Consider the following 19,177-nt stretch of genomic DNA (forward strand, 5'->3'; position numbering starts at 1 on the left):
GATGTTCATTAGGCGTCGGCGCTACCGCTGTTGCTTGGATATCGCTCGAAGATGGACTTCAGTGCGGCCAATGCCAGTAGGGCGACGGCGGTGGCTGCGTTGGTCAGGACAACGGCGGGATCAGCGATGATTGCACCGTAGAGCGTCCACAGACCGACCCCGGTGCCGAGGACCGCGAGATAGGTCCATGAGATGTCCTTCGTGGATTTTGTGCGCCAGGATCGCAGGAGCTGCGGAAGCCAGCATCCGGTGGTCAGGATACCGGCGAGTAGGCCGAGCGCGGTGGTCATGCTGGCATTCCTGTCGATGTCGGGGATGGCGGTTGACCAGGTAGGCAGTAGGCGGCGGTGGCGTCGTCGCTGCGCTTGTACCGCGGCCAGCGGGCACCGTGTGGGTCAGTGTTTTCGATTGCCCGTACGCGGTCGATGAGATGTTGTGGGCCGTGGCGGTGGAGGAGGGTGAGTAGTTGAGGCCAGTTGACCTGGTGGTAGCGGTCGGCGAGGCTGGATGCGCCATCGGTCAGCAGAGCGGCGCTGTCGACGTGACTGCGGGTGCCGGTGACTGCGTGTGCGGCGGTTTCTGGGTTCGCGGCGGCTACCCAGTAGCCGTCCGGCTGGTTGCGGTGGGGGCGTTGCGCGGCGACGAGGGCGGTGACGGCGTCGCGGTGTTCGGGAGTGCCAAGCCGGCATTTCCGGGTGGCTTCGTGTTCGGCCTGGGCGAAGCCGTCCACCCGTAGGTCGGTGTGGATCTCAAGACCGGCGGGTCCATCGAGGACGATGACGCAGTCGAAGACGACCAGGTAGTCAACGGATTCACTTTCGTTACGTAGCATGGCCACGGCGGCGGACGGGGTGCCGGGATGGCGCAAGTCACAGGTGTTCTTGTGCTGGTTGGCCACGCTTTCGATTGACTGCGCCAGGATGTCGGCCAAAGGCCGGTGTGGTGCGATGCTCGCCGCTTGCAGCAGCTGCGTACCGAGATTGGCGACGTACCAGGGGGTTCCATGGCGGCATCCGGTGCCGAGTTCGGCCGGTGCGGTCAAGCCATCGAGTACGACCACGGTGCTCTGGCTGGCTGCGACGAAGTCTTCCGAGGGACGGTCGGTGAATCCTGGGATGCTGGCGAAGGATACGAGCATTAGCTGCTCCTGGTTGCTTCGGCGGTCAGGGGTGTTGGACGTCGAAGGTGACGTCGAGCGCGTAGCGGTCGCCGACGTAGCGGGACTCTGTCAGCTCCAACGGCTTGCCGTCCTGGTCGAGGATCAGGCGGCGTTCGACGAGCAGCGCGGCGCCTGTCTCGACGCGTAGTAGCTGGGCCTCCGTGGTGCCCGCGTTTGCGGCTGAGAGGGTGGCGTGGCCAAGGGTCGGAACGTGCCCCAGGGTGACGAGGGCTTCGTGCAACGACCCGTTGGCGAGGTCCATGTCGAGCAGCGGCGCGAGCTTGCCGGGGAACACCGCATGTTCCACGGCGACGGGAGTCTGGTCGGCGAGCCTGACCCGGTGGATCGCGATCACACCAGCGTTACGCGGCAGGCGGAGCCGACCGGTCTCAGCCGGCGTGGCGCCGCGCCGCACCACCTCGACCACCTGCGAACTAGGCTGCCGGCCCTGGCGGCGCATCTCCTGGCTAAACCGGATCAGGCTGTCGGCCCTTCGGCGGGTCGGCGGGGCCGCCACAAAGGTGCCGCGCCCCGACTGTCGGTAGACCAGCCCTTCGCTAACCAGCCGAGTCACTGCGGCACGCGCTGTCATCCGGCTCACCCCGAACTCCTGGGACAACTCGGCTTCAGATGGCAGCGGATCGTTGGGCGCTAACTCCGCGATACGGGCACGCAGTGCCTGCTCGATCGCGTAGTAGCGAGGAGTGAAGTCGGGAACCGCAGTGCCGTCACTCATACGACCAGGCTAGCCGATCAGTTGTATATACGGCTAGCCCTGGCCTGAGTTGAGCGCCGGACCTGACCATTTGGCGTCGGCGCACACCACGGAGTCGGCCAGGGCGACCTACGCGTGCTCCGCCATGGCCGACTATGGCCAGACGGCCGTTGTGAGAAGAGACCAGGTTCCTTGAGACGGAGGCGGCCCACGCCTTTTCTCGCGGAACCTGATCCGTTCCTGCTCAGCCGAGCCTAGGCAGATGAGATTCGATGAGAAGGCACAGACGTCCCGGGGCCTTGAACAAGATCGCCATGGGCGTGTATGTGCCCACAGCGCCCTCTCGGCCCTCCTGCTCCGTGCCTACGGATGCAGCGGGGGCGGCGAGCTGTTCAAGTCCGTTGCCTCGAAGCGGCTATGGCGACGCGGAGGGCATGAACAGCCTGACCGCGGGTTGCGCACCCGGCGGGGCGCGCTGGTCGCCGTCACGGCGAGGCGCATCGGCGCCGATTGGCGGTAGCCGGGTTGAACACATGCCGAGACACCTTGAACAAGATCACGAGTGTTCATGATCTGTTCAAAGGCCCTGGTGGCGTGGTGGCACAGCGCCGACCGGCACTCCCGCCGGACGGCACACGGTCATCACGAGGGAGCACCACCATGGACCGTCGTATCCCCGCTACCGAGCCGGCCGTTTCCCGGTGCGGCGAGACGCTGCTCAACGACATCGAGTACCGGTTCCGGCTGATGGGGCAGGGACCGAGCCCGCTGTCGGTGGACGGCCGCAGCCTCGGTCACGGCCTGCCTCGCCGTCGTATCGCCCTGCCTGAGCTGTCGGCGATCCTGATGCACCCGTCCTGCGGCTACCCGGCCCGTGACGAGGTGTGGCGGCTGCTGGTGCGGCGTGCGCGTACCGGTGACCCCACCCCGGAAAGGTCTGGCAAGGGCGGCGGATTCGTCACCGAGGTGTCCGAGCTGGTCGCCGAGTTCCGCACTACCTTCGCCCGCATCGAAGACCTCCTCGCCGACGTGGACGACCTAGACCTCACGGTCCACGGATATGAGTCGGTGCGGGCTATCAACGTGTTCCTGGACGCCAACCCTGGAGCCGGCGAGGTGTTCAGCAGGGACTACCGGCTGTTGGCCCGCCTGTACTCCCTCATCAGCGGCGACAAGCGGGTCGCCAAGTACCGGGACGGCTTTGGGCTGTTCGGGTCCGTGTACACGACCCTGTTCAAGAAGTCCTCCGACGAGGAGCGAAAGGAACGGCTGGCCGAACTGGGCCGATGGTCCTAGAGATCATCAACGCCCACGTCCACTCCTTCTCGGTGGCCGCTTCCCAGGAGAACCCCTCGTCCTGGACGCCCAGGGCATCGCCATCCTCAAGGAGCTGATGGCTCTCGTCCGCCCGAAGCCCAGCAAGGACGACGGCGAGGACAAGCCGCGGCCGTCCGCAGCGCAGATCCTGGACCGGATCAAAACCACGCTCGACAAGGGAGTTGCACCCGGGTCTGCGAAATACACCGCTCTCGCGGAACGAATCAGGCTGCTGCGGGATCGCATCATCCAGAACGCCCAGGACGCCTTGGACTTCCTCTCCGAGGCACTCCGGATCGCCCGCGCCATCGTGAACGCCGGGAAGCACCCTGAGGAAGCTGTCGTACTGGACGACGACCACGTGGGCGTCCTGTCACCGATTATCTACGACCACGCACCCGCTGGCCTCACCATCACGGAGAGGAACCTGGCCGAGGAGATTGAGGACGTCATCGCGGTGCGACGCCGGGGCGTGACCATTGCGCGGTGGGGCGGCCGTTGAGACGCCACGGGTGCCCGGGGACCCGCGGCCAGCCTTCAGGCGAGTTTTCCCAGTTCTCCTGCCGGCCGTACACCGTGAGGTCCAGGGCGTGGTAGGTGGTCATCAACGCCTCCACGCCCCGCCCGGTGGTCCAGTAGGTCTCGTAGACCTTGTCGCCGTCGCGCAGGTAGCACGCTATGAACCCGACGTCACGACCGTCGGCCAGAGCCGGGTCGGAGTCTTTCGCCGAATACCAGGGGAACCTGTAGCCCATGAACTCCGCGAACGGGGCACTTTCGTCGTAGGGACCCTCGCAGAACACGGCGTAGGTGACGTCCCGAGCGTGCAGGTACTCCAGCATCTGCATGTGGCAGGTCGAGAAGGTGCACCCCTCACACTGATGCTCGTACGGTTTGCCGTCGTGCCACATGTGGAAGTAGGCGATGAGCATCCGGCGGCCCTCGAACACATCCACCAGCGGGGTGTCCCCGCCAGGGCCCCGCACCGTCACCGTCGGCATCAAGGTCATCGGCAGCTGACGACGAGCGGCTGCGATCGCGTCTCCTTCGCGGGTATGGGCCTTCTCCCGGACCAGCAGTTCGTCGCGCTCGCGCAGCCAGGTCTCCCGGTCGACGACCGGGGGCGCGGCGGCGCTGGACGCGGGGGTTGCCGTCATGGCTATCTCCTTCGTGGAGTGGGGATCGGTCACAGGTACAGACGACCGAGTCGGCGATCGTCATCGGTGACCGATGACGGATGGGTCCGCGGTCGTCAGTACGGTTGTGAGGATCACTGAGCCCCGGGGAAATCACATGTCCGACTCGCCTGATGAGCAGGCGGTCTGGCTGCAGCGCGCCTTCGACGAGCACCGGCGTGAGCTGCACGTCCACTGCTACCGCCTCGCCGGGAACGTCACCGACGCGGACGACCTGGTGCAGGAGACCTTCCTGCGTGCCTGGCGGGCACGCGACCGCTTCGAGGGTCGGGCGTCGGCGCGCACCTGGTTCTACCGGATCGCCACGAACGTCTTCCTCGACAGCCGCAAGGCGGCCGGTCACCGGACCGTACCGTACGGTGATCCGCTGGAGTGGTCCACCGAGCTCGGTCCCTATCCCGACGCCCTGCTGACCGACGATCCGCAGACCGGTCTCGCCGCCCGGGAGACCGTCGAGCTGGCCGTGATCGCAGCGCTCATGTACCTGCCGCCGCGGCAGCGGGCGGCCTTCGTGCTGCGCGACGTCTACGGCTGGACGCCGCAGGAGATCGCCGCCGCGCTCGACACCGCCGTAGCGGCCGTCAACAGCCTCCTCCAGCGGGCCCGCCACACCCTCCGGCGGCGCGCTCCGTCGGACCCGAAGGACTGGCGCCGCCCGCAGCTCACCAGTGAGGACGAAGAGATCCTGCGCCGCTACGCCAACGCGAAGGACCCGGAGACGATCCGGGCACTGCTCGCCGAGGACGTACGGATCACGATGCCGCCCGAGCCGCCGGTCGTCGGGATCGACGCGGCCGCGGAGTTCCTCGGCCGACCGCTCGACTGGCGTACGTTCCCCACCTCGGCCAACGGGCGCCCGGCACTGATCAACTATCTCCGCCGGCCCGGCAGCCCGCACTACGAGGCGTTGGTCGTCGACGTACTCCGGATCGAGAACGGGAAGATCGTAGAGACCAACGCCTTCATCGGTGCCCGTCACGTCGCCGCCTTCGGCATGCCCGCCACGCTCGAGCCCTAGACGAGTAAGTCCCAAGCTAAGTGCCCGAGTCTGCGCTGGTAGTGGAATCGTCGGGCTCGGGCTTGGGATGTTCGTCGCCAGGTTGACCAGCGCAGGGTGTGCTCTGGCGGTAGCGCCACGGCCAGGACGAAGGCGTTGAGGAGTCGGCGGATCTCGGCGACGGTCAGCGCGATCATCTCCGGTGCGGCGTCAGGCTGCTGGGCGGTGGTGGCGGCGAGGATTGTCAGGACGGCCAGGGCGAGCATGGCCAGGGTGATGAACCGGTGCCAGCCGGTCCAGCCGCGGACCTGGTAGTGGTCCAGGCCGATCTGGCCTTTGCCGGTCTGGAACAGCTCCTCGATGCTCCAGCGGGAGCCGGCCACGGTCACGAGGGTGTGTAGCGGCACCGGACGAGGTGACCAGCACAGGTAGAAGGCCAGTTCGCCGGTGGTGCGGTTGCGGCGGATGAGCAGCCACCGATGCTCACCGGGTCGGGTAGCGGTGGTGATCCAGGCCCACAGATACTCGCGGGGACCTTTGCGCCCGGCCCGCAACTGTGCAGTTGCCACTCGCGGGTGGGGATCCGCTCGGCGACCTCGTCGGCGCGTACGAGGGTGCGGCCGTCGTTGATGTGCCCCGTCAGGCGGTTGACGCGGCGATCGCCGAGGCACGACTGGGGTCCCGTCCTCGGTCGGGTAGCCCTCGGCATAGTGCTATGCCGGGGCCCTCGGGAGAGGAGTTGCACCTTCAGCCACGCCAGGATCTCGGCCGCGCCGGGGTAGGCGAAACGCTCCACGGCGGAGTCGGTCCGGTCGCGGGCTGTACGGTTGCCGGCGGGGCGCCGGTCGGCTCCTGCCGGCCCATGACCCAGACGATGCGGGCGCCGGGCCGGTACAGCACCAGGTGATCCAGCTTCCCGGTGCGGTCGTAGGCGAGCGCCAGGGAGCTGGTGCCGGGGCGACGCCAGGTCGTATCCGCCGATTCCGGTGGTGGCGGTCGTCGGACGCGTCGAGGCAGCTACCCCGCCCCGCGGGGTTCAGGTTGGAAAAGGTTCATTACCGGCGCCAAAAATTGTTATCCACAATGGCTGTCGAAAGTCGGTCCATTGAAAAGCTGGCTTCCGCATACGCGCAAAATCGGGCTTTTGTGCACGCGTCTACGGCCCCCTCTTGATGGGCCGGAAACAATCTGGCAACCTTTCAAACATCGATGGGGAGCGCTCCCACATATCGATGCAAGGCGTTACAGATGGTGCCGCCCGCTTTCCGTCTCGACATCCTGGTCACCCACCCAACGCTCGGATCCAGCACGCGCAACCGCCCCCACCTCGTAGCGCGGGCCAGCACCGCACCCGTTCGCCAGATGAGTGTTGCGGGCGCATGGCCGGTACCGGCGCCTCGACCATCCATGAGAGAAGGGCCCACAATACTCCACATTCCAGACACTGGCTCCCGTTTCGTTAACCAGTGCTTCTGCTCCACGGTGATTCACCCCAGGCGCGGCCTTCGGTGCAGGTCCGTTTGCACGTCGTACGACAGGAAGTGAGCAGCCGATCATGTTTCGAAGATTGGCCTTCTGCCTAGCCATCATCGTGGCGGCGGTAGGCTTCACCACCGTGCCCGCAAGCGCAGCTGCGGACTTCAATGTTTTGGTCTTCAGTAAGACGGCCGGTTTCCGGCACGACTCGATCCCGGCCGGCATCACCGCGATCAAGCAGCTCGGCGCGCAGAACAACTTCACCGTCGAGACCACCGAGGACGCCGCCCAGTTCACCGCCGCGAACCTGGCCCGGTTCCAGGCGGTCGTCTGGTTGTCCACCACCGGGGATGTGCTCAACGCCAGCCAGCAGGCGGCGTTCGAGGCCTACGTCCGCGGCGGCGGCGGGTACGTGGGCATCCACGCGGCATCTGACACGGAGTACGACTGGCCGTGGTACGGCAACCTGGTTGGCGCGTACTTCGCCAGCCATCCGGCCAACCAGAACGCGACCGTGCGGATCGAGGACACCTCCCATCCATCGACGGCCGGGCTGCCGACGGCGTGGTCCCGGTTCGACGAGTGGTACAACTACCGGACCAACCCGCGTTCGCAGGTCCGCGTGCTGGCCAGTGTGGACGAGAGCACGTATACCGGCGGCACGATGGGGGGTGACCACCCGATCGCGTGGTGCCGGGGCTACGACGGTGGCCGCTCGTGGTACACGGGCATGGGGCACACGAACGAGAGCTACAGCGAGGCGAACTTCCGTACGCACCTGCTGGGCGGTATCCGGTACGCGGCGCAGGGGACCGGCAACTGCTCGACCGCTCCGCCGCCGCAGGCCGGCTACCGCATGGTGGACCTGGCCAAGGGCGTCGCAGAGGTCGGCGAGCCGATGGGTCTGACGGTGCTGCCCAACCGGGGCGTGCTGCACACCTCGCGGGACGGCACCATCCGCTACACCGACCCGGCCGGCAACACCAAGGTGGCGCTGACCATCCCGGTGTACACGCACGACGAGGAGGGGCTGCAGAGCATCAAGGCGGACCCGAACTTCGCCACCAACCGGTGGGTGTATGTGTACTACTCGCCGCGGCTGTCCACCCCGTCCGGCGACGCGCCGTCGACCGGCACGGCGGCGCAGTTCGCCCCGTTCAACGGCGTCAACCGGCTGTCCCGCTTCACGGTGAACACCGACTTTACGCTGAGCGCGTCGTCAGAGGTGACGGTCCTGGAGGTGCCGACCAGCCGTGGCATGTGCTGCCACGTCGGCGGTGACATCGACTTCGACGCGGCTGGCAACCTCTACCTGACCACAGGGGACGACACCAACCCGTTCGACTCCAGCGGCTACACGCCGATCGACGAGCGGCCCAACCGCAACCCGGCCTACGACGCGCAGCGCAGCTCCGGCAACAGCAACGACCTGCGGGGCAAGATACTGCGGATCCGGCCGAGCTCCGGCGGTGGGTACACGATCCCGGCCGGCAACATGTTCGCCCCGGGTACGGCCAAGACCAAGCCCGAGATCTACGCGATGGGTTTCCGCAACCCGTTCCGGATGTCCGTGGACAAGGCGACCGGCATCGTCTATCTCGGTGAGTACGGGCCGGATGCCGGCAGCAGCAACCCCAACCGTGGGCCGGCCAACCATGTCGCGTTCGAGCGGATCACCCAGCCCGGCTTCTACGGCTGGCCGTACTGCTCGAGCTACAACACGCCGTACATCGACTACACCTTCCCGTCCGGTCCTTCGGGTGCCCCGTTCAACTGCACCGGCGGGCCGGTGAACAACTCTCCCAACAACACCGGCATCACCCAGCTGCCCCCCTCGCAGCGGGCGTGGCTGCCGTACGGCGGCGAGCAGAATCCGCCGGCGCTGGGCAGTGGCGGCCTGTCACCGATGGGCGGCGTGGTGTACAACTACAGCGCCTCGCTCGCCTCCGACGTGAAGTTCCCGGCGTCGATGAACGGCAAGGTGTTCCTCGGCGAGTTCGGCCGGCGGTGGATCAAGACGGCCACGGTCACCAGCTCCGGTGGGGTGGGCACGATCGAGGCATTCCCGGCGTACACCGGTACCCAGGTGATGGATCATGAGTTCGGGCCGGACGGCGCGCTGTACGTGCTCGACTACGGCACGGGCTGGGGGAGTGGTAACGCAAGCTCGGCGTTGTACCGGATCGAGTACAACTCCGGCGGTGGTCGGTCGCCGACCGCGTCCGCCTCGGCCAACCCGACGAGCGGGAGCCCGCCGCTGACCGTGCGATTCAGCTCGGCCGGCTCCAGCGACCCGGACGGCGACCCGATCACCTACGCGTGGGACTTCACCACCGACGGCACCACCGACTCGACGGCAGCCAACCCGTCGTTCACCTACACGGCCAACGGCGAGTTCACGGCCACACTTACGGTGCGCGACAGCACCGGCCGCAGCTCGACGGCGAGCTTGGTGATCGGGGTGGGCCGGCCGACGGTCGTCCTCAACCTGCCGCTGAACGGCAGGCTGTTCGACCCTGGTGACGCCATCCCGTTCGATGTCACGGTCACCGACGCGAACGCACCGACCGTCGACTGTAGCCGCGTGAGGGTCAAGTACACCCTCGGGCACGACAACCACGGTCACGACATAAGCAGCGCCGTTGGTTGCTCGGGCACGCTGCAGACCACCGCGGACGGTGAGCACGACACCAACGCGAACATCTTCGGCGTGCTGACCGCCGAGTACACGCCGGCCGGCTCGACCACGCCGGTGACCTCGCCGCAGGTGATCATGCAGCCGCGGACCCGGCAGGCCGAGCACTACACCGCCCAGCAGGGCACCACCACGGTGGCGAAGCCGTCGGCCAACGGCGGCAACGCGGTCGGGTACATCGAGAACGGCGACTGGATTTCGTTCACGCCGTACAACCTGAGCGGGGCCACGTCCTTCACCGCGCGGGTCGCCTCCGGCGGCTCGGGCGGGACCCTCTCCCTGCGTACCGGCTCGGCCACCGGGCCGGTAATCGGCTCGGCCACGGTTTCGCCGACCGGCGGCTGGGAGACCTGGACCAACGTCACCGGCACGGTCGACGCACCGGCCGGTACACAGAACCTGTTCCTGGTCTTCACCGGCGGCTCGGGCTACCTCTTCGACGTCGACGCGTTCACCTTCAGCGGCACGCCGCCGCCGACGACTCCGCCACCTACCACGCCGCCGCCGACGACTCCGCCACCTACCACGCCGCCGCCGACGACGCCGCCGCCTACCACTCCGCCGCCGACGACGCCGCCGCCTACCACTCCGCCGCCGACGACTCCGCCGCCGACGACTCCGCCGCCCTCGACGCCGCCGCCCTCGACGCCACCGCCCTCGACGCCGCCGCCCGGTGGATGTACGGCGGCGTACTCGGTGACGAACCAATGGTCCGGTGGCTTCCAGGCCGAGGTGCGGATCACCGCCGGCTCCACCCCGATCAGCGGCTGGACAGTCACCTGGACGTTCACCAACGGCCAGGCCATCAGCCAGTCCTGGAGCGCCACGGTCACGTCGAGCGGCCCCAACGTGACCGCGCGGAACGTCGACTACAACGGATCGGTCGGCGCCGGCGCCAGTACGGCGTTCGGGTTCATCGGCTCGGGGAGTGGCGCGCCCGGCGTATCGTCGCTCACCTGCACCGCCACTTGATCCACAAGCGGCGCGGCACCAGTATGGTGCCGCGCCGCTCCGAAATTGCCGCACCCTTTCCGCAAATTGTAGACAGTGCGGCTCGCGCCAGGGCTCGGCGTGAAGCAGCACACTGCGGGCGGTGCGCCGAGGCGCCGGGCACCTCGCACCGCTACCAGGGCGATGGATCACCGCGGTTGTCCTCGGCCGCTGCGAGGAGTTCACGGTCGGGTGCAGGTAGGTCGTCGCGGCGATGACCGCCGAGGGCACTGACTCCTTCCCGTACAGCTCGGCGGTGTGCCACAGCCACTGTTGTTCACTGACGCCGTGCCGGCCCGGCTCAACTGGGTCGGGGATCTGCGCCTGCCACCACACCTCACCGTCGCCGGCGGCGAGGTGGATGAAGGCGCCGACCTGTTACGCCAAGTTCGCGAGCGCGACTGACAGCGCCGCACGCCGATGCGTACCGGCTACCCTCATCCGCGGGTTCGGGGTTCGAGTCCCTCTCGGCGTACCAGCAGTAACACCATCAGGGCCGGTCATGCAGACCGGCCCTGATCCTTCTGGGTGACGCTACGTCAGGCATCGAACAGCTAACCCGGGCTGCGGCGGCCAGGACGAGGCGGGCGGTGGCTTCGGTGGCGGTGCTGGCGCAGGATGGTGATGGCGCCCTGGCCCAAGGCGACGGTGCGCCGGCTGTATCGGAGTGAGCCGGGGACGGCCGCCGGACGTGGCCGTTCCCAGGGGTATTGCGGATGTGGAGGGGTAGCCCCGGTTCAGCTGTTCGCCGCCCCGCCGCCAGAGGCTGGCTGGACCCGCTCGAACCGTACCCGGCTCAGCCAGCCTGGGAGGTCACTGAGCACGTACAGTTCGCCGTGCACGTCGGCGTCGATCGCAGTCGGCTGGGTGGGGAAGTTGCCGATCGTCGCGGACTCGTAGCCGCCCGTGGGTTTGGGGCGCACGGCGAACGCGAGCGTCGAGCAGTAGTCGCTCGCGACGTAGGTCCCCCATGCCTCCGGGGTGGCGGACCCTCGGTACACCACGCCGCCGGTCACCGAGCAGTTCTCCGTAAGGAAATGTTCGTACTCGAAGACCGGGTCGGTGTACCGCACGCCCGGCCGGCATTGCCCCCGGTCGAACACCGGGGTGCCCTCCCGGCAGGACCAGCCGAGGTTCGCCCCACCCTGCCACGGGCGGATGTGGTTGATCTCCTCGACCAGGCCCTGGCCGACGTCACCGATCCACAGCGAGCCGTCTACCCGGTCCACGGAGAACCGCCACGGGTTGCGTAGCCCGTAGAGCCAGATCTCTGGCCGCGCGCCGCGCTTGCGGACGAACGGGTTGTCGGAGGGCACGCAGTAGGGCTTCGGCCCGCAGGTGCGGTTGACGTCGATCCGCACGATCTTGCCGAGCAGGGTGCCGAGGTTCTGACCGGCCTTGAACGGGTCGTTCGTGTGGCCGCCGTCGCCGAGGGACCAGTAGAGGTAGCCGTCGCGGCCGAACGCCACCTGTCCGCCGTTGTGGTTGCCGTACTCGGCGTGCTCCTGGGTGAGCAGCACCTGCACCCGGTCAGGAGCGCCGATGGGCACTCGCGCCAGGGTCAGCGCGCCGGCCGGTAGGCTCGTGTAGGCCACGTAGAGGATCCCGGTCCGCGCGAAGTTCGGCGCAGGCGTGATGCCGAGGAGGCCGCGCTCGTTGTCCGACGCGTCGATCCGGGCGGTCAGGTCAAGCACCGGCTCGGCCGCCAAGCCGGTGTCGGGGTGGTAGGCGCGAACGGTGCCGTTCTTCTCCGCGATCAGCATCCGGCCGTCCGGCAGCCCGGTGAGCGCGATCGGACGCCGCAGACCGAAAGCCACCCGTTCGGATATCACGGTCAACTCGGCGAGCGGCACTGCGCTGGTGTGGGCTGTGCCGGCCGCGGTGGTGCCGGCCACCGACGCCGGTGGCGATAGGAGCGCAGAAAGGGCCAGAACGAGCAGCCCGGCCAGCATGAGGGCCGGGCGACAATGCCGTCGCGACATGTTTTCAGCTCCTCGAACAGGTGGGGTGGAGGGCGGGATCTGGGAGCGTTCCCACGATACATTAGCTTCCATCGATGTCCAACTGGGGTCGCATGGGCCGCCAAGCCATAGGGACTGAGCGCCGCTTCGCCTTCCTCGGCATCCCTGCGGCCTGCGACACAGCCTCCGTGGCGGTGCCGGGGCCGGGGTCGTCCCGGACCGCGCCGCCGTGGTCTTGACCTGCGCACTGTGGGCCGCCGTAGGCGCACTGACGCGCGAAGCCGTTCGCTGCACGTCACCCCCATTGGGCGCGAACGTCGCCAAGGAGATCCTGCGGGCGTGCCAAAGGTGTTGGCGGACCTGGTGGAACCTCTGTCCGCTCGGCAGCGGAGCACCTCGTGAACATCGCCAAGACTCTCCTGCGTTCTCAATCTCGCTTCACACCTGTGGTCAGGGAGCCGACCAGCTTCTGCAACCTCGACCGCATCTGCTGCCACCTGCCAACCGCAGGCCCCGCAATCTGATGGAAATCTCGGCTGCGCAGGCTTGCGCCGAGTTATGGCGCTGGGAGCAGCCGGTGCGGCGCCTAATTTCCTCGTCGACGGGCAGGTGAGTGTGCGCCTGCGCTTCGAGTGCCCGGGCGTACATGTTGCCGCCCGTGCCGGCGGGCCCACACATAGGAGGCTCGACCGGCAGACGCCTGTCATCTGGGTGGTCTATTGCGGGAAGGAGAGCCTCGGTCTGGTCGCGAGGTGAGGGCTCGGCCGGGGCGGCACTTGACTGAGCACAGCCACGCCAGCGCTACGGACCGCTGCGACGCAATTCCGAACCGTGATTTCTCTGGTGTCCGCGCCTGGCGCGCAGCCACTCGCGGTGGCGCAACATATCGACAGAAATCAGTTTTCTTTCGGGGTGGGGGTCGCCGGGTCGAGGACTTTTGGCTGCTCACGCGGCAAGTCCTGGTTTATGCATCCCATGACTGTTTCAACTTTTCACAATGTGAAGACCGTGAACGACCCGCCCACTCCTGCGCTATTTACTCGGTTCATCCCTCGGTAGTACTGTCCGATCGGGCGGATTATTCCAATCCCTCGATATGACGAGGGAGTTGGGAGGGGTGGCAATGCCGAGAAGTGGAACAGAAGCGTACAGGGTCTGACGCAACCGGTTCAAGACTTAGGCAGCCGGAATGTGTGGTAGGCATTCCGGGCGGTACGTCCTGCGCGACGGGGAAGGGTTTGACAAGCGTTTTGGACGACCGGTCCCTCCAATGGCAGCGGCTTGCCATTTGAAGATTGGTTCCGTCGCGGGGTAAGTGCATCAGTTCCGTACGTAGGGAGGCGCAGGTGCAGATTACGGTCAGAAACTGGAGGAGACCCCTGGGCGCGTTCGTCGCGACCCTGCTCGTCGGTGCGGCGGCCGCCGTACCGACAGGGGCCTCAGCCGCCCCCGCCGAGGCCACGGCGACGGCCGCCACGCAGGCCAGCTACGCTCCTCAGGACAAGTTCACCGCGACCTGGAAGCGCGCCGACGCGTTGAAGGTCCGATCGAACACCACCAACACGAGCCCGCTCATTCCAGCGAACTTCCCGGTCATGACCGACAAGGTGTGGATCTGGGACACCTGGCCGTTGACGAACCTGTCGACCAACGTGGTGACCTACAAGGGTTGGCACGTGATCTTCTCGCTGACCGCGCCCCGGAACATCTTCTTCGGTGACCGGCACTGGCAGGCGCGTATCGGCTTCTTCTACTCCCGCGACGGTAAGTCGTGGAAGTACGGCGGCCACCTGTTCCCGGCGGGCACCTCCCTCGGTTCACGTGAGTGGGCCGGCTCGACGATTCTGCGTGACGGCAACGAGGTGCAGACCTTCTACACCGCCTCCGGCCGCGACAACGGCGGCGTCGACCCCAACGACGCCCTGCAGCGCCTCGCCACGGCGACTGGGCGGATCCACGCCGACGACCGCGGTGTGTGGTTCACCGGATTCCGCAATCACAAGATCATCGCCGAGGCGGACGGGCGCTTCTACCAGACGCTCGAACAGTCTCAGGCCGGCCCGATCATCTACGCCTTCCGTGACCCGTTCGCCTTCCGCAACCCCGACGACGACCGCACGTACATCCTTTTCGAGGGCAACACCGGTGGCGTGGCCGGCGAGTACCAGTGCCAGCAGCGGGACCTGGGGAAGCTGCCACCCGGGCACACGGTACCGGCAGAGGCGCGTTACTACACCGGCAACATCGGACTCATGGAGGCGACCCGCAGCGACCTGCGCAGCTGGCGGCTGCTTCCGCCGATCCTGTCGGCGAACTGCGTCAACCAGCAGACCGAGCGCCCGCACCTGGTCTTCCGCAACGGCAAGGTGTACCTGTTCACGATCAGCCACACGTTCACCTTCGCCCCGGGTCTGACCGGGCCTGACGGCGTCTACGGCTTTGTCGGCGAGTCGCTGCGCAGCAACTACCGACCGCTCAACGCCAGCGCTCTGGTCCTGGGCAACCCCCCGGAGCAGCGCCTGCAGCAGTACTCACACTATGTGATGCCGAACCTGTTGGTGGAGAGCTTCATCGACACGATCTTCACCCAGCCCGGTGAGCAGGCTCCCGTCTACGGTGGCACCCTCGCGCCGACGTTGCGCCTGGACATCCGTGGCAACCGCACCTACGTCGTCGAGGAACTCGACTACGGCTACATTCCGGCCACCCAGCAGACGCGACGACAGCAGCTGGGATAGCCCTGATCAAGCAGACCGGTAGGGGCCGTGACAATCACTGCCCCTACCGGCCCGTCTCATGAGGACGGTGGCCACAGCTCGCCCGACCCGCGTCGGACGAGCTCGGCCGGGACGACCGCGTGTACCGCCGGCGACCGGTCCCCCTCGATGCGGGAGAGCACCAGGTCCGCGGCGGTGCGCCCGATCAGGGGTACGTCCTGGCGTACGACGGTGATCGCTGGGTCCAGCATGTCGGCCAACGGGAAGTCGTCGAAGCCGATCAGCGCGACGCGGTGTTGCCAGCCTCGAGCGAGCAGCACGCGCATCGCCCCCACCGTGATGAGGTTCTGCGCCGTGAATATCGCCGTGGGCGCACTGGTGAGGTCGAGCAGGCCGGCGACGGCGCGCTCTGCCGCGTCGACGCCCTTGAGATCCGTGCATACCGATTCGTCGCGCCATCTCAACCCGGCCTGGGCCAGCCCCTCAAGATAACCGATGCGGCGCTCCTGGCTGGTCCAGACGGTTTCCCGGCCGCCGAGGAAGGCGATGTGCCGATGCCCGTACGCGGCGAGTTGCAGAACCGCCTGCCGGGAGCTTTCTCGATTCGTGGTGGTGACGCTGTCGGTGTCACTGAAGGTGGGCGGGCGGTCCACCAGCACCATCGGGGTACCGCGCGACCGTTCGTGCTGCAGGTCGTCCTGCTGCCCGCTGGCGGCCATGACGACGACGCCATCCACCCGTCGCCCGGCCAGGGACTCGAGTTGTTCCCGTTGCAGGTCGATGTCGTCTTCCGCGCTGCTGGCAAGCACGAGTACCCGGTCGCGTCGGGCCCGCTCCTCGACGGCGCGCAACAGCGCGGCGTCGAAGGGATTGGACAGGTCCTCGACGAGGACGCCCAGGGTCGCGCTCCGCCGGTCGGAGCGGCGGAGGCTGCTCGCGCTCAGGTTCGGCCGGTACCCGAGACTCTGGGCCGCGGCCCGCACGCGCTCGACCACGTCGGCGCCGGCGCCGCCCTGATCGTTGATGACCCGGGAAACCGTCTTGATGCTCACCCCGGCCAGCGCGGCGACGTCGCGCATGGTGGGCTCGATGCGCCGCGCCGGAACCTGCGTCATGTCGCCGTTACTCCCGTCAGGTTACGGTTATGTTACAAAGACTTGTCGTGATCGATTACTCGCCCGTAGCGTCAACGTTGTCGTACCGGCGTTGCGCAGGTGATGCTCGGCGACGTCTTCGAAACGCCGTCCCAGGATACGGTTCGCCAACCCACCGGCTCTGCAGGCGATCCACTGTCCATGCCACGTACGACAACGTTGTCGCAGGGGCGGTACCCGTGCCGCCCGGTCATGCCGACCCACGATCAGGAGGTCAGGATGTACCACCGACTGGCCACGACGTACGCCGCCGCCGCTCTGAGTGTTGCCGTCATGGCTGGGTTGTCCTCCGCGGCGCCCATCCCCGGGCCAGAGGCCGACGCCCCTGCGACCTTCGCCGAGCCCTACCGTCCGCAATTCCACTTCACGCCCGAGCGCAACTGGTTGAACGACCCGAACGGACTGCTCTACCACGAGGGTGAGTACCACCTGTTCTTCCAGTACAACCCGGACGGCACCGGGTGGGGCAACATCTCGTGGGGCCACGCGGTCAGCACGGACCTCGTGCACTGGCGACAACTGCCGCTGGCCATCGGCCACGACGACGAGGAAATGATCTTCTCTGGCAGCGCGGTCGTCGACCACGCCAACACCTCCGGATTCGGCACCCCGGACGAGCCCGCGATGGTCGCCGTCTACACCGGTGCGGCCAAGACCGGCGGGAGCCAGACGCAATCGCTGGCCTACAGCATCGACCGCGGTCGGACGTGGACCAAGTACGCGAGCAATCCGGTGCTCGACATCGGCTCACGCGAGTTCCGTGACCCGAAGGTGCAGTGGTACGCGCCGACCAAGAGCTGGCTCATGGCCCTGGTCCTGGCCACCGAACGCAAGGTGCGCTTCTACTCCTCAAAGGACCTGAAGTCCTGGACCCATCTCAGTGACTTCGGCCCGGCCGGCGCGGCCGGCGGCGTCTGGGAGTGCCCAGATCTGTTCCCGCTACCGGTGGACGGCAACACCGGCAAGCAGAAGTGGGTGTTGATCGTCAGCCTGAGCCCCGGTGGCATCCAGGGAGGCTCGGCGACCCAGTACTTCGTGGGCGACTTCGACGGCAGGACGTTCACCCCGGACGACGACGGCTCCCACACGCCTCCCGCCGGCGCCGTGCTGCAGTCCTTCGAGGCGACGGACTTCGCCGGATGGACGGCAACCGGCACCGCGTTCGGTCCCGGTCCGTCGGCGGGAGGCTGGCAGAACCAGCACGGGGTCACCGGCTTCCTCGGCCAGCGCCTGGCCAACAGCTTCCACGGCGGGGACGCCCCGACCGGCACCCTGACCTCGCCGCCGTTCACCGCACGCAAGCCGTACCTCAACTTCCTCGTCGGCGGGGGTAAACACCCGCACAACCCGGACGCGGTCGCGCGAGCCACGCCACCCACCGGCACCCTGCTCGCCGACTTCGAGGGCGGCGGCTACGGCGACTGGACGGTGACCGGCCGGGCGTTCGGCGCCGCCCCCGCCACCGGCACGCTGCCCGGCCAACAGCAAGTGTCCGGGTGGCTGGGCAACGGCCTGGTCAACACCTACGTCGAAGGCGACTCGACGGTCGGCACGCTGGCCTCGCCGACCTTCACCATCGACAAGGCGTACCTCAACTTCCTCATCGCCGGCGGCTACCACCCGATGAGCCTCGGCGACCCGACGGCGGTCAACCTCGTCGTCGACGGGAAGGTCGTCCGCACGGCCACCGGCAACGACTCCGAGGCGTTGAACTGGGCCAGCTGGGACGTCCGTGACCTGGCCGGCAAGGCGGCCCAGATCCAGGTCGTCGATGCCAACACCGGCAGTTGGGGCCACATCAACCTCGACCACGTCGTGCTCTCCGACACCCGGGCCAGACCCGTCTCCACCGAAACCTCAGTCAACCTGCTCGTCGGCGGCAAGGTCGTACAGGGTGTCACCGGGCCCAACAGCGGCGTCCTCGACTGGGCCCACTTCGACCTTCGCCCCTATCAAGGCAGGCAGGTCCAGATCCAGTTGGTGGACAACAACACCGGCGGCTGGGGCCACATCATGGCCGACCACTTCGTCGCCGCCGACGCGCCCGCGCGGTCGGTTCTCGAACGCGCGAGCTGGGTCGACCACGGCAAGGACTACTACGCCGCCATCTCCTTCGACAACGTGCCCGACGGCAAGCGGTACATGATCGGCTGGATGAACAACTGGCAGTACGCCGGAATCATCCCCACCTCCACCTGGCGGGGGGCGATGAGCGTGCCGCGCGAGATGGGACTGCGCACCATCGACGGCAAGCTGCGTCTGGTCCAGCAGCCGGTACCTGGATTGAACCAGCTCCGCCACGGTCCACCGGTCACCGCGCAGAACCGGACGATCCGCGCGGGTTCCGCGTCGCCGATCGGCCGCGGCCGTGCCGTGGAGATCGCGGCAACGTTCTCTCTGGGTGACGCGGAGCGGTTCGGAATCAAGATCCACGCCGGAGCGGGCCAGGAGACGGTCGTCGGTTACGACCGTCGGACCAGACAGGTGTATGTCGACCGGTCCCGGTCCGGTGCCGTCGACTTCAGCCGAGACTTCGCCGGTGTGCATCGCGCGCCACTGGAAGCCCAGAACGGCAAGGTGACGCTGCGCATCTTGGCTGACTGGTCCTCGGTGGAGGTTTTCGGCGGCCAGGGCCAGGCCGTGATCACTGATCAGGTGTTTCCCGGCGCGGACGGCGACAGCGTGCAGGTCTTCGCCGAGCGGGGATCCGTGCGGCTGGACGCGCTCCAGCTCTGGCAGCTTCGCTCGTACCGGAACTGATCCTGCTCGGCCGGCTGCGCACCTCAGGGGTGGGCCGGGG

General features: G+C 67.5%; 13 protein-coding genes and 1 pseudogene. 7 read left to right on the top strand and 7 right to left on the bottom strand.

All coding sequences use genetic code 11. The features are described 5' to 3' along the window. Positions 1-8: 8 nt before the first annotated feature. The 3 genes from E1166_RS09850 to E1166_RS09860 are packed head-to-tail and all read right to left on the bottom strand — an operon-like array spanning position 9 to position 1,895. On the bottom strand, positions 9-290 hold the full coding sequence (locus E1166_RS09850; protein ID WP_132337751.1) for a SemiSWEET family transporter: 282 nt from the start codon (positions 288-290) through the stop codon (positions 9-11). Beyond that, on the bottom strand, positions 287-1,138 hold the full coding sequence (locus E1166_RS09855) for a hypothetical protein (RefSeq protein ID WP_132337753.1): 852 nt from the start codon (positions 1,136-1,138) through the stop codon (positions 287-289). Before E1166_RS09855 ends, E1166_RS09850 begins: the two co-directional genes overlap by 4 nt. Positions 1,139-1,163: 25 nt before the next feature. Then, entirely contained in the window at positions 1,164-1,895 is a 732-nt protein-coding gene (locus E1166_RS09860; protein WP_132337755.1) for a GntR family transcriptional regulator, read from the bottom strand. A 639-nt stretch (positions 1,896-2,534) separates the two neighbouring features. Here E1166_RS09860 and E1166_RS09865 point away from each other — a divergent pair. Both E1166_RS09865 and E1166_RS31475 read left to right on the top strand, forming a co-directional pair. After that, positions 2,535-2,798, top strand: a pseudogene (locus E1166_RS09865) (hypothetical protein); the annotation flags it as partial. Between the two features lie 469 nt (positions 2,799-3,267). Next, positions 3,268-3,693 (top strand): hypothetical protein, encoded by a 426-nt coding sequence (locus tag E1166_RS31475; protein ID WP_207914134.1) that lies wholly within the window; start codon positions 3,268-3,270, stop codon positions 3,691-3,693. Here the strand turns inward: E1166_RS31475 and E1166_RS09875 are convergent. Beyond that, positions 3,641-4,348, bottom strand: coding sequence for a DUF899 family protein (locus E1166_RS09875; protein ID WP_132337757.1), 708 nt, complete (start codon positions 4,346-4,348; stop codon positions 3,641-3,643). The genes E1166_RS31475 and E1166_RS09875 overlap by 53 nt on opposite strands. Positions 4,349-4,484: 136 nt before the next feature. On the opposite strand from E1166_RS09875, the gene E1166_RS09880 reads away from it, so the two are divergent. After that, the gene (locus E1166_RS09880) at positions 4,485-5,405 is read left to right on the top strand and encodes an RNA polymerase subunit sigma-70 (RefSeq protein ID WP_132337759.1); all 921 of its coding nucleotides are present in this window, start codon (positions 4,485-4,487) and stop codon (positions 5,403-5,405) included. Here the strand turns inward: E1166_RS09880 and E1166_RS31915 are convergent. Further along, complete coding sequence (locus E1166_RS31915) at positions 5,402-5,953, bottom strand: hypothetical protein (protein WP_243710270.1); 552 nt, start codon at positions 5,951-5,953, stop codon at positions 5,402-5,404. The two genes, E1166_RS09880 and E1166_RS31915, sit on opposite strands and share 4 nt — an antisense overlap. Before the next feature lie 986 nt (positions 5,954-6,939). Between E1166_RS31915 and E1166_RS09890 the strand changes: the two genes are divergently transcribed. Both E1166_RS09890 and E1166_RS30845 read left to right on the top strand, forming a co-directional pair. Further along, a complete protein-coding gene (locus tag E1166_RS09890; RefSeq protein ID WP_132337761.1) occupies positions 6,940-10,527 on the top strand; it encodes a ThuA domain-containing protein in 3,588 nt (1,195 codons plus the stop codon). 276 nt (positions 10,528-10,803) lie between these two features. Beyond that, positions 10,804-10,950 carry a hypothetical protein gene (locus tag E1166_RS30845; RefSeq protein ID WP_165944302.1) on the top strand — a complete coding sequence of 49 codons (147 nt, stop codon included), beginning with the start codon at positions 10,804-10,806 and terminating at the stop codon, positions 10,948-10,950. A gap of 332 nt (positions 10,951-11,282) precedes the next feature. On the opposite strand, the gene E1166_RS09895 is transcribed toward E1166_RS30845, so the two are convergent. Further along, positions 11,283-12,527: a PQQ-dependent sugar dehydrogenase gene (locus tag E1166_RS09895; RefSeq protein WP_132337763.1), complete on the bottom strand. Its 1,245-nt coding sequence runs from the start codon at positions 12,525-12,527 to the stop codon at positions 11,283-11,285. A gap of 1,325 nt (positions 12,528-13,852) precedes the next feature. On the opposite strand from E1166_RS09895, the gene E1166_RS09900 reads away from it, so the two are divergent. Beyond that, complete coding sequence (locus E1166_RS09900; RefSeq protein WP_207914135.1) at positions 13,853-15,244, top strand: glycoside hydrolase family 68 protein; 1,392 nt, start codon at positions 13,853-13,855, stop codon at positions 15,242-15,244. A 56-nt stretch (positions 15,245-15,300) separates the two neighbouring features. Here the strand turns inward: E1166_RS09900 and E1166_RS09905 are convergent, their stop codons facing one another. Then, positions 15,301-16,338, bottom strand: a complete 1,038-nt coding sequence (locus E1166_RS09905; RefSeq protein WP_132337765.1) for a LacI family DNA-binding transcriptional regulator — start codon at positions 16,336-16,338, stop codon at positions 15,301-15,303. Between the two features lie 258 nt (positions 16,339-16,596). Here E1166_RS09905 and E1166_RS09910 point away from each other — a divergent pair, with 258 nt between their 5' ends. Then, complete coding sequence (locus E1166_RS09910; protein ID WP_132337767.1) at positions 16,597-19,137, top strand: glycoside hydrolase family 32 protein; 2,541 nt, start codon at positions 16,597-16,599, stop codon at positions 19,135-19,137. The last annotated feature ends 40 nt before the right edge of the window (positions 19,138-19,177 follow it).

Origin of the sequence: Micromonospora sp. KC213 (assembly GCF_004348325.1) — a bacterium.
In the GTDB taxonomy this organism is placed as follows: Bacteria; Actinomycetota; Actinomycetes; order Mycobacteriales; family Micromonosporaceae; genus Micromonospora.

Coding starts and splice junctions, on each gene's coding strand:
- E1166_RS09850 (WP_132337751.1), bottom strand. CDS start 290: ATGACCACCGCGCTCGGCCTACTCGCCGGTATCCTGACCACCGGATGC.
- E1166_RS09855 (WP_132337753.1), bottom strand. CDS start 1,138: ATGCTCGTATCCTTCGCCAGCATCCCAGGATTCACCGACCGTCCCTCG.
- E1166_RS09860 (WP_132337755.1), bottom strand. CDS start 1,895: ATGAGTGACGGCACTGCGGTTCCCGACTTCACTCCTCGCTACTACGCG.
- E1166_RS31475 (WP_207914134.1), top strand. CDS start 3,268: ATGGCTCTCGTCCGCCCGAAGCCCAGCAAGGACGACGGCGAGGACAAG.
- E1166_RS09875 (WP_132337757.1), bottom strand. CDS start 4,348: ATGACGGCAACCCCCGCGTCCAGCGCCGCCGCGCCCCCGGTCGTCGAC.
- E1166_RS09880 (WP_132337759.1), top strand. CDS start 4,485: ATGTCCGACTCGCCTGATGAGCAGGCGGTCTGGCTGCAGCGCGCCTTC.
- E1166_RS09890 (WP_132337761.1), top strand. CDS start 6,940: ATGTTTCGAAGATTGGCCTTCTGCCTAGCCATCATCGTGGCGGCGGTA.
- E1166_RS09895 (WP_132337763.1), bottom strand. CDS start 12,527: ATGTCGCGACGGCATTGTCGCCCGGCCCTCATGCTGGCCGGGCTGCTC.
- E1166_RS09905 (WP_132337765.1), bottom strand. CDS start 16,338: ATGACGCAGGTTCCGGCGCGGCGCATCGAGCCCACCATGCGCGACGTC.
- E1166_RS09910 (WP_132337767.1), top strand. CDS start 16,597: ATGTACCACCGACTGGCCACGACGTACGCCGCCGCCGCTCTGAGTGTT.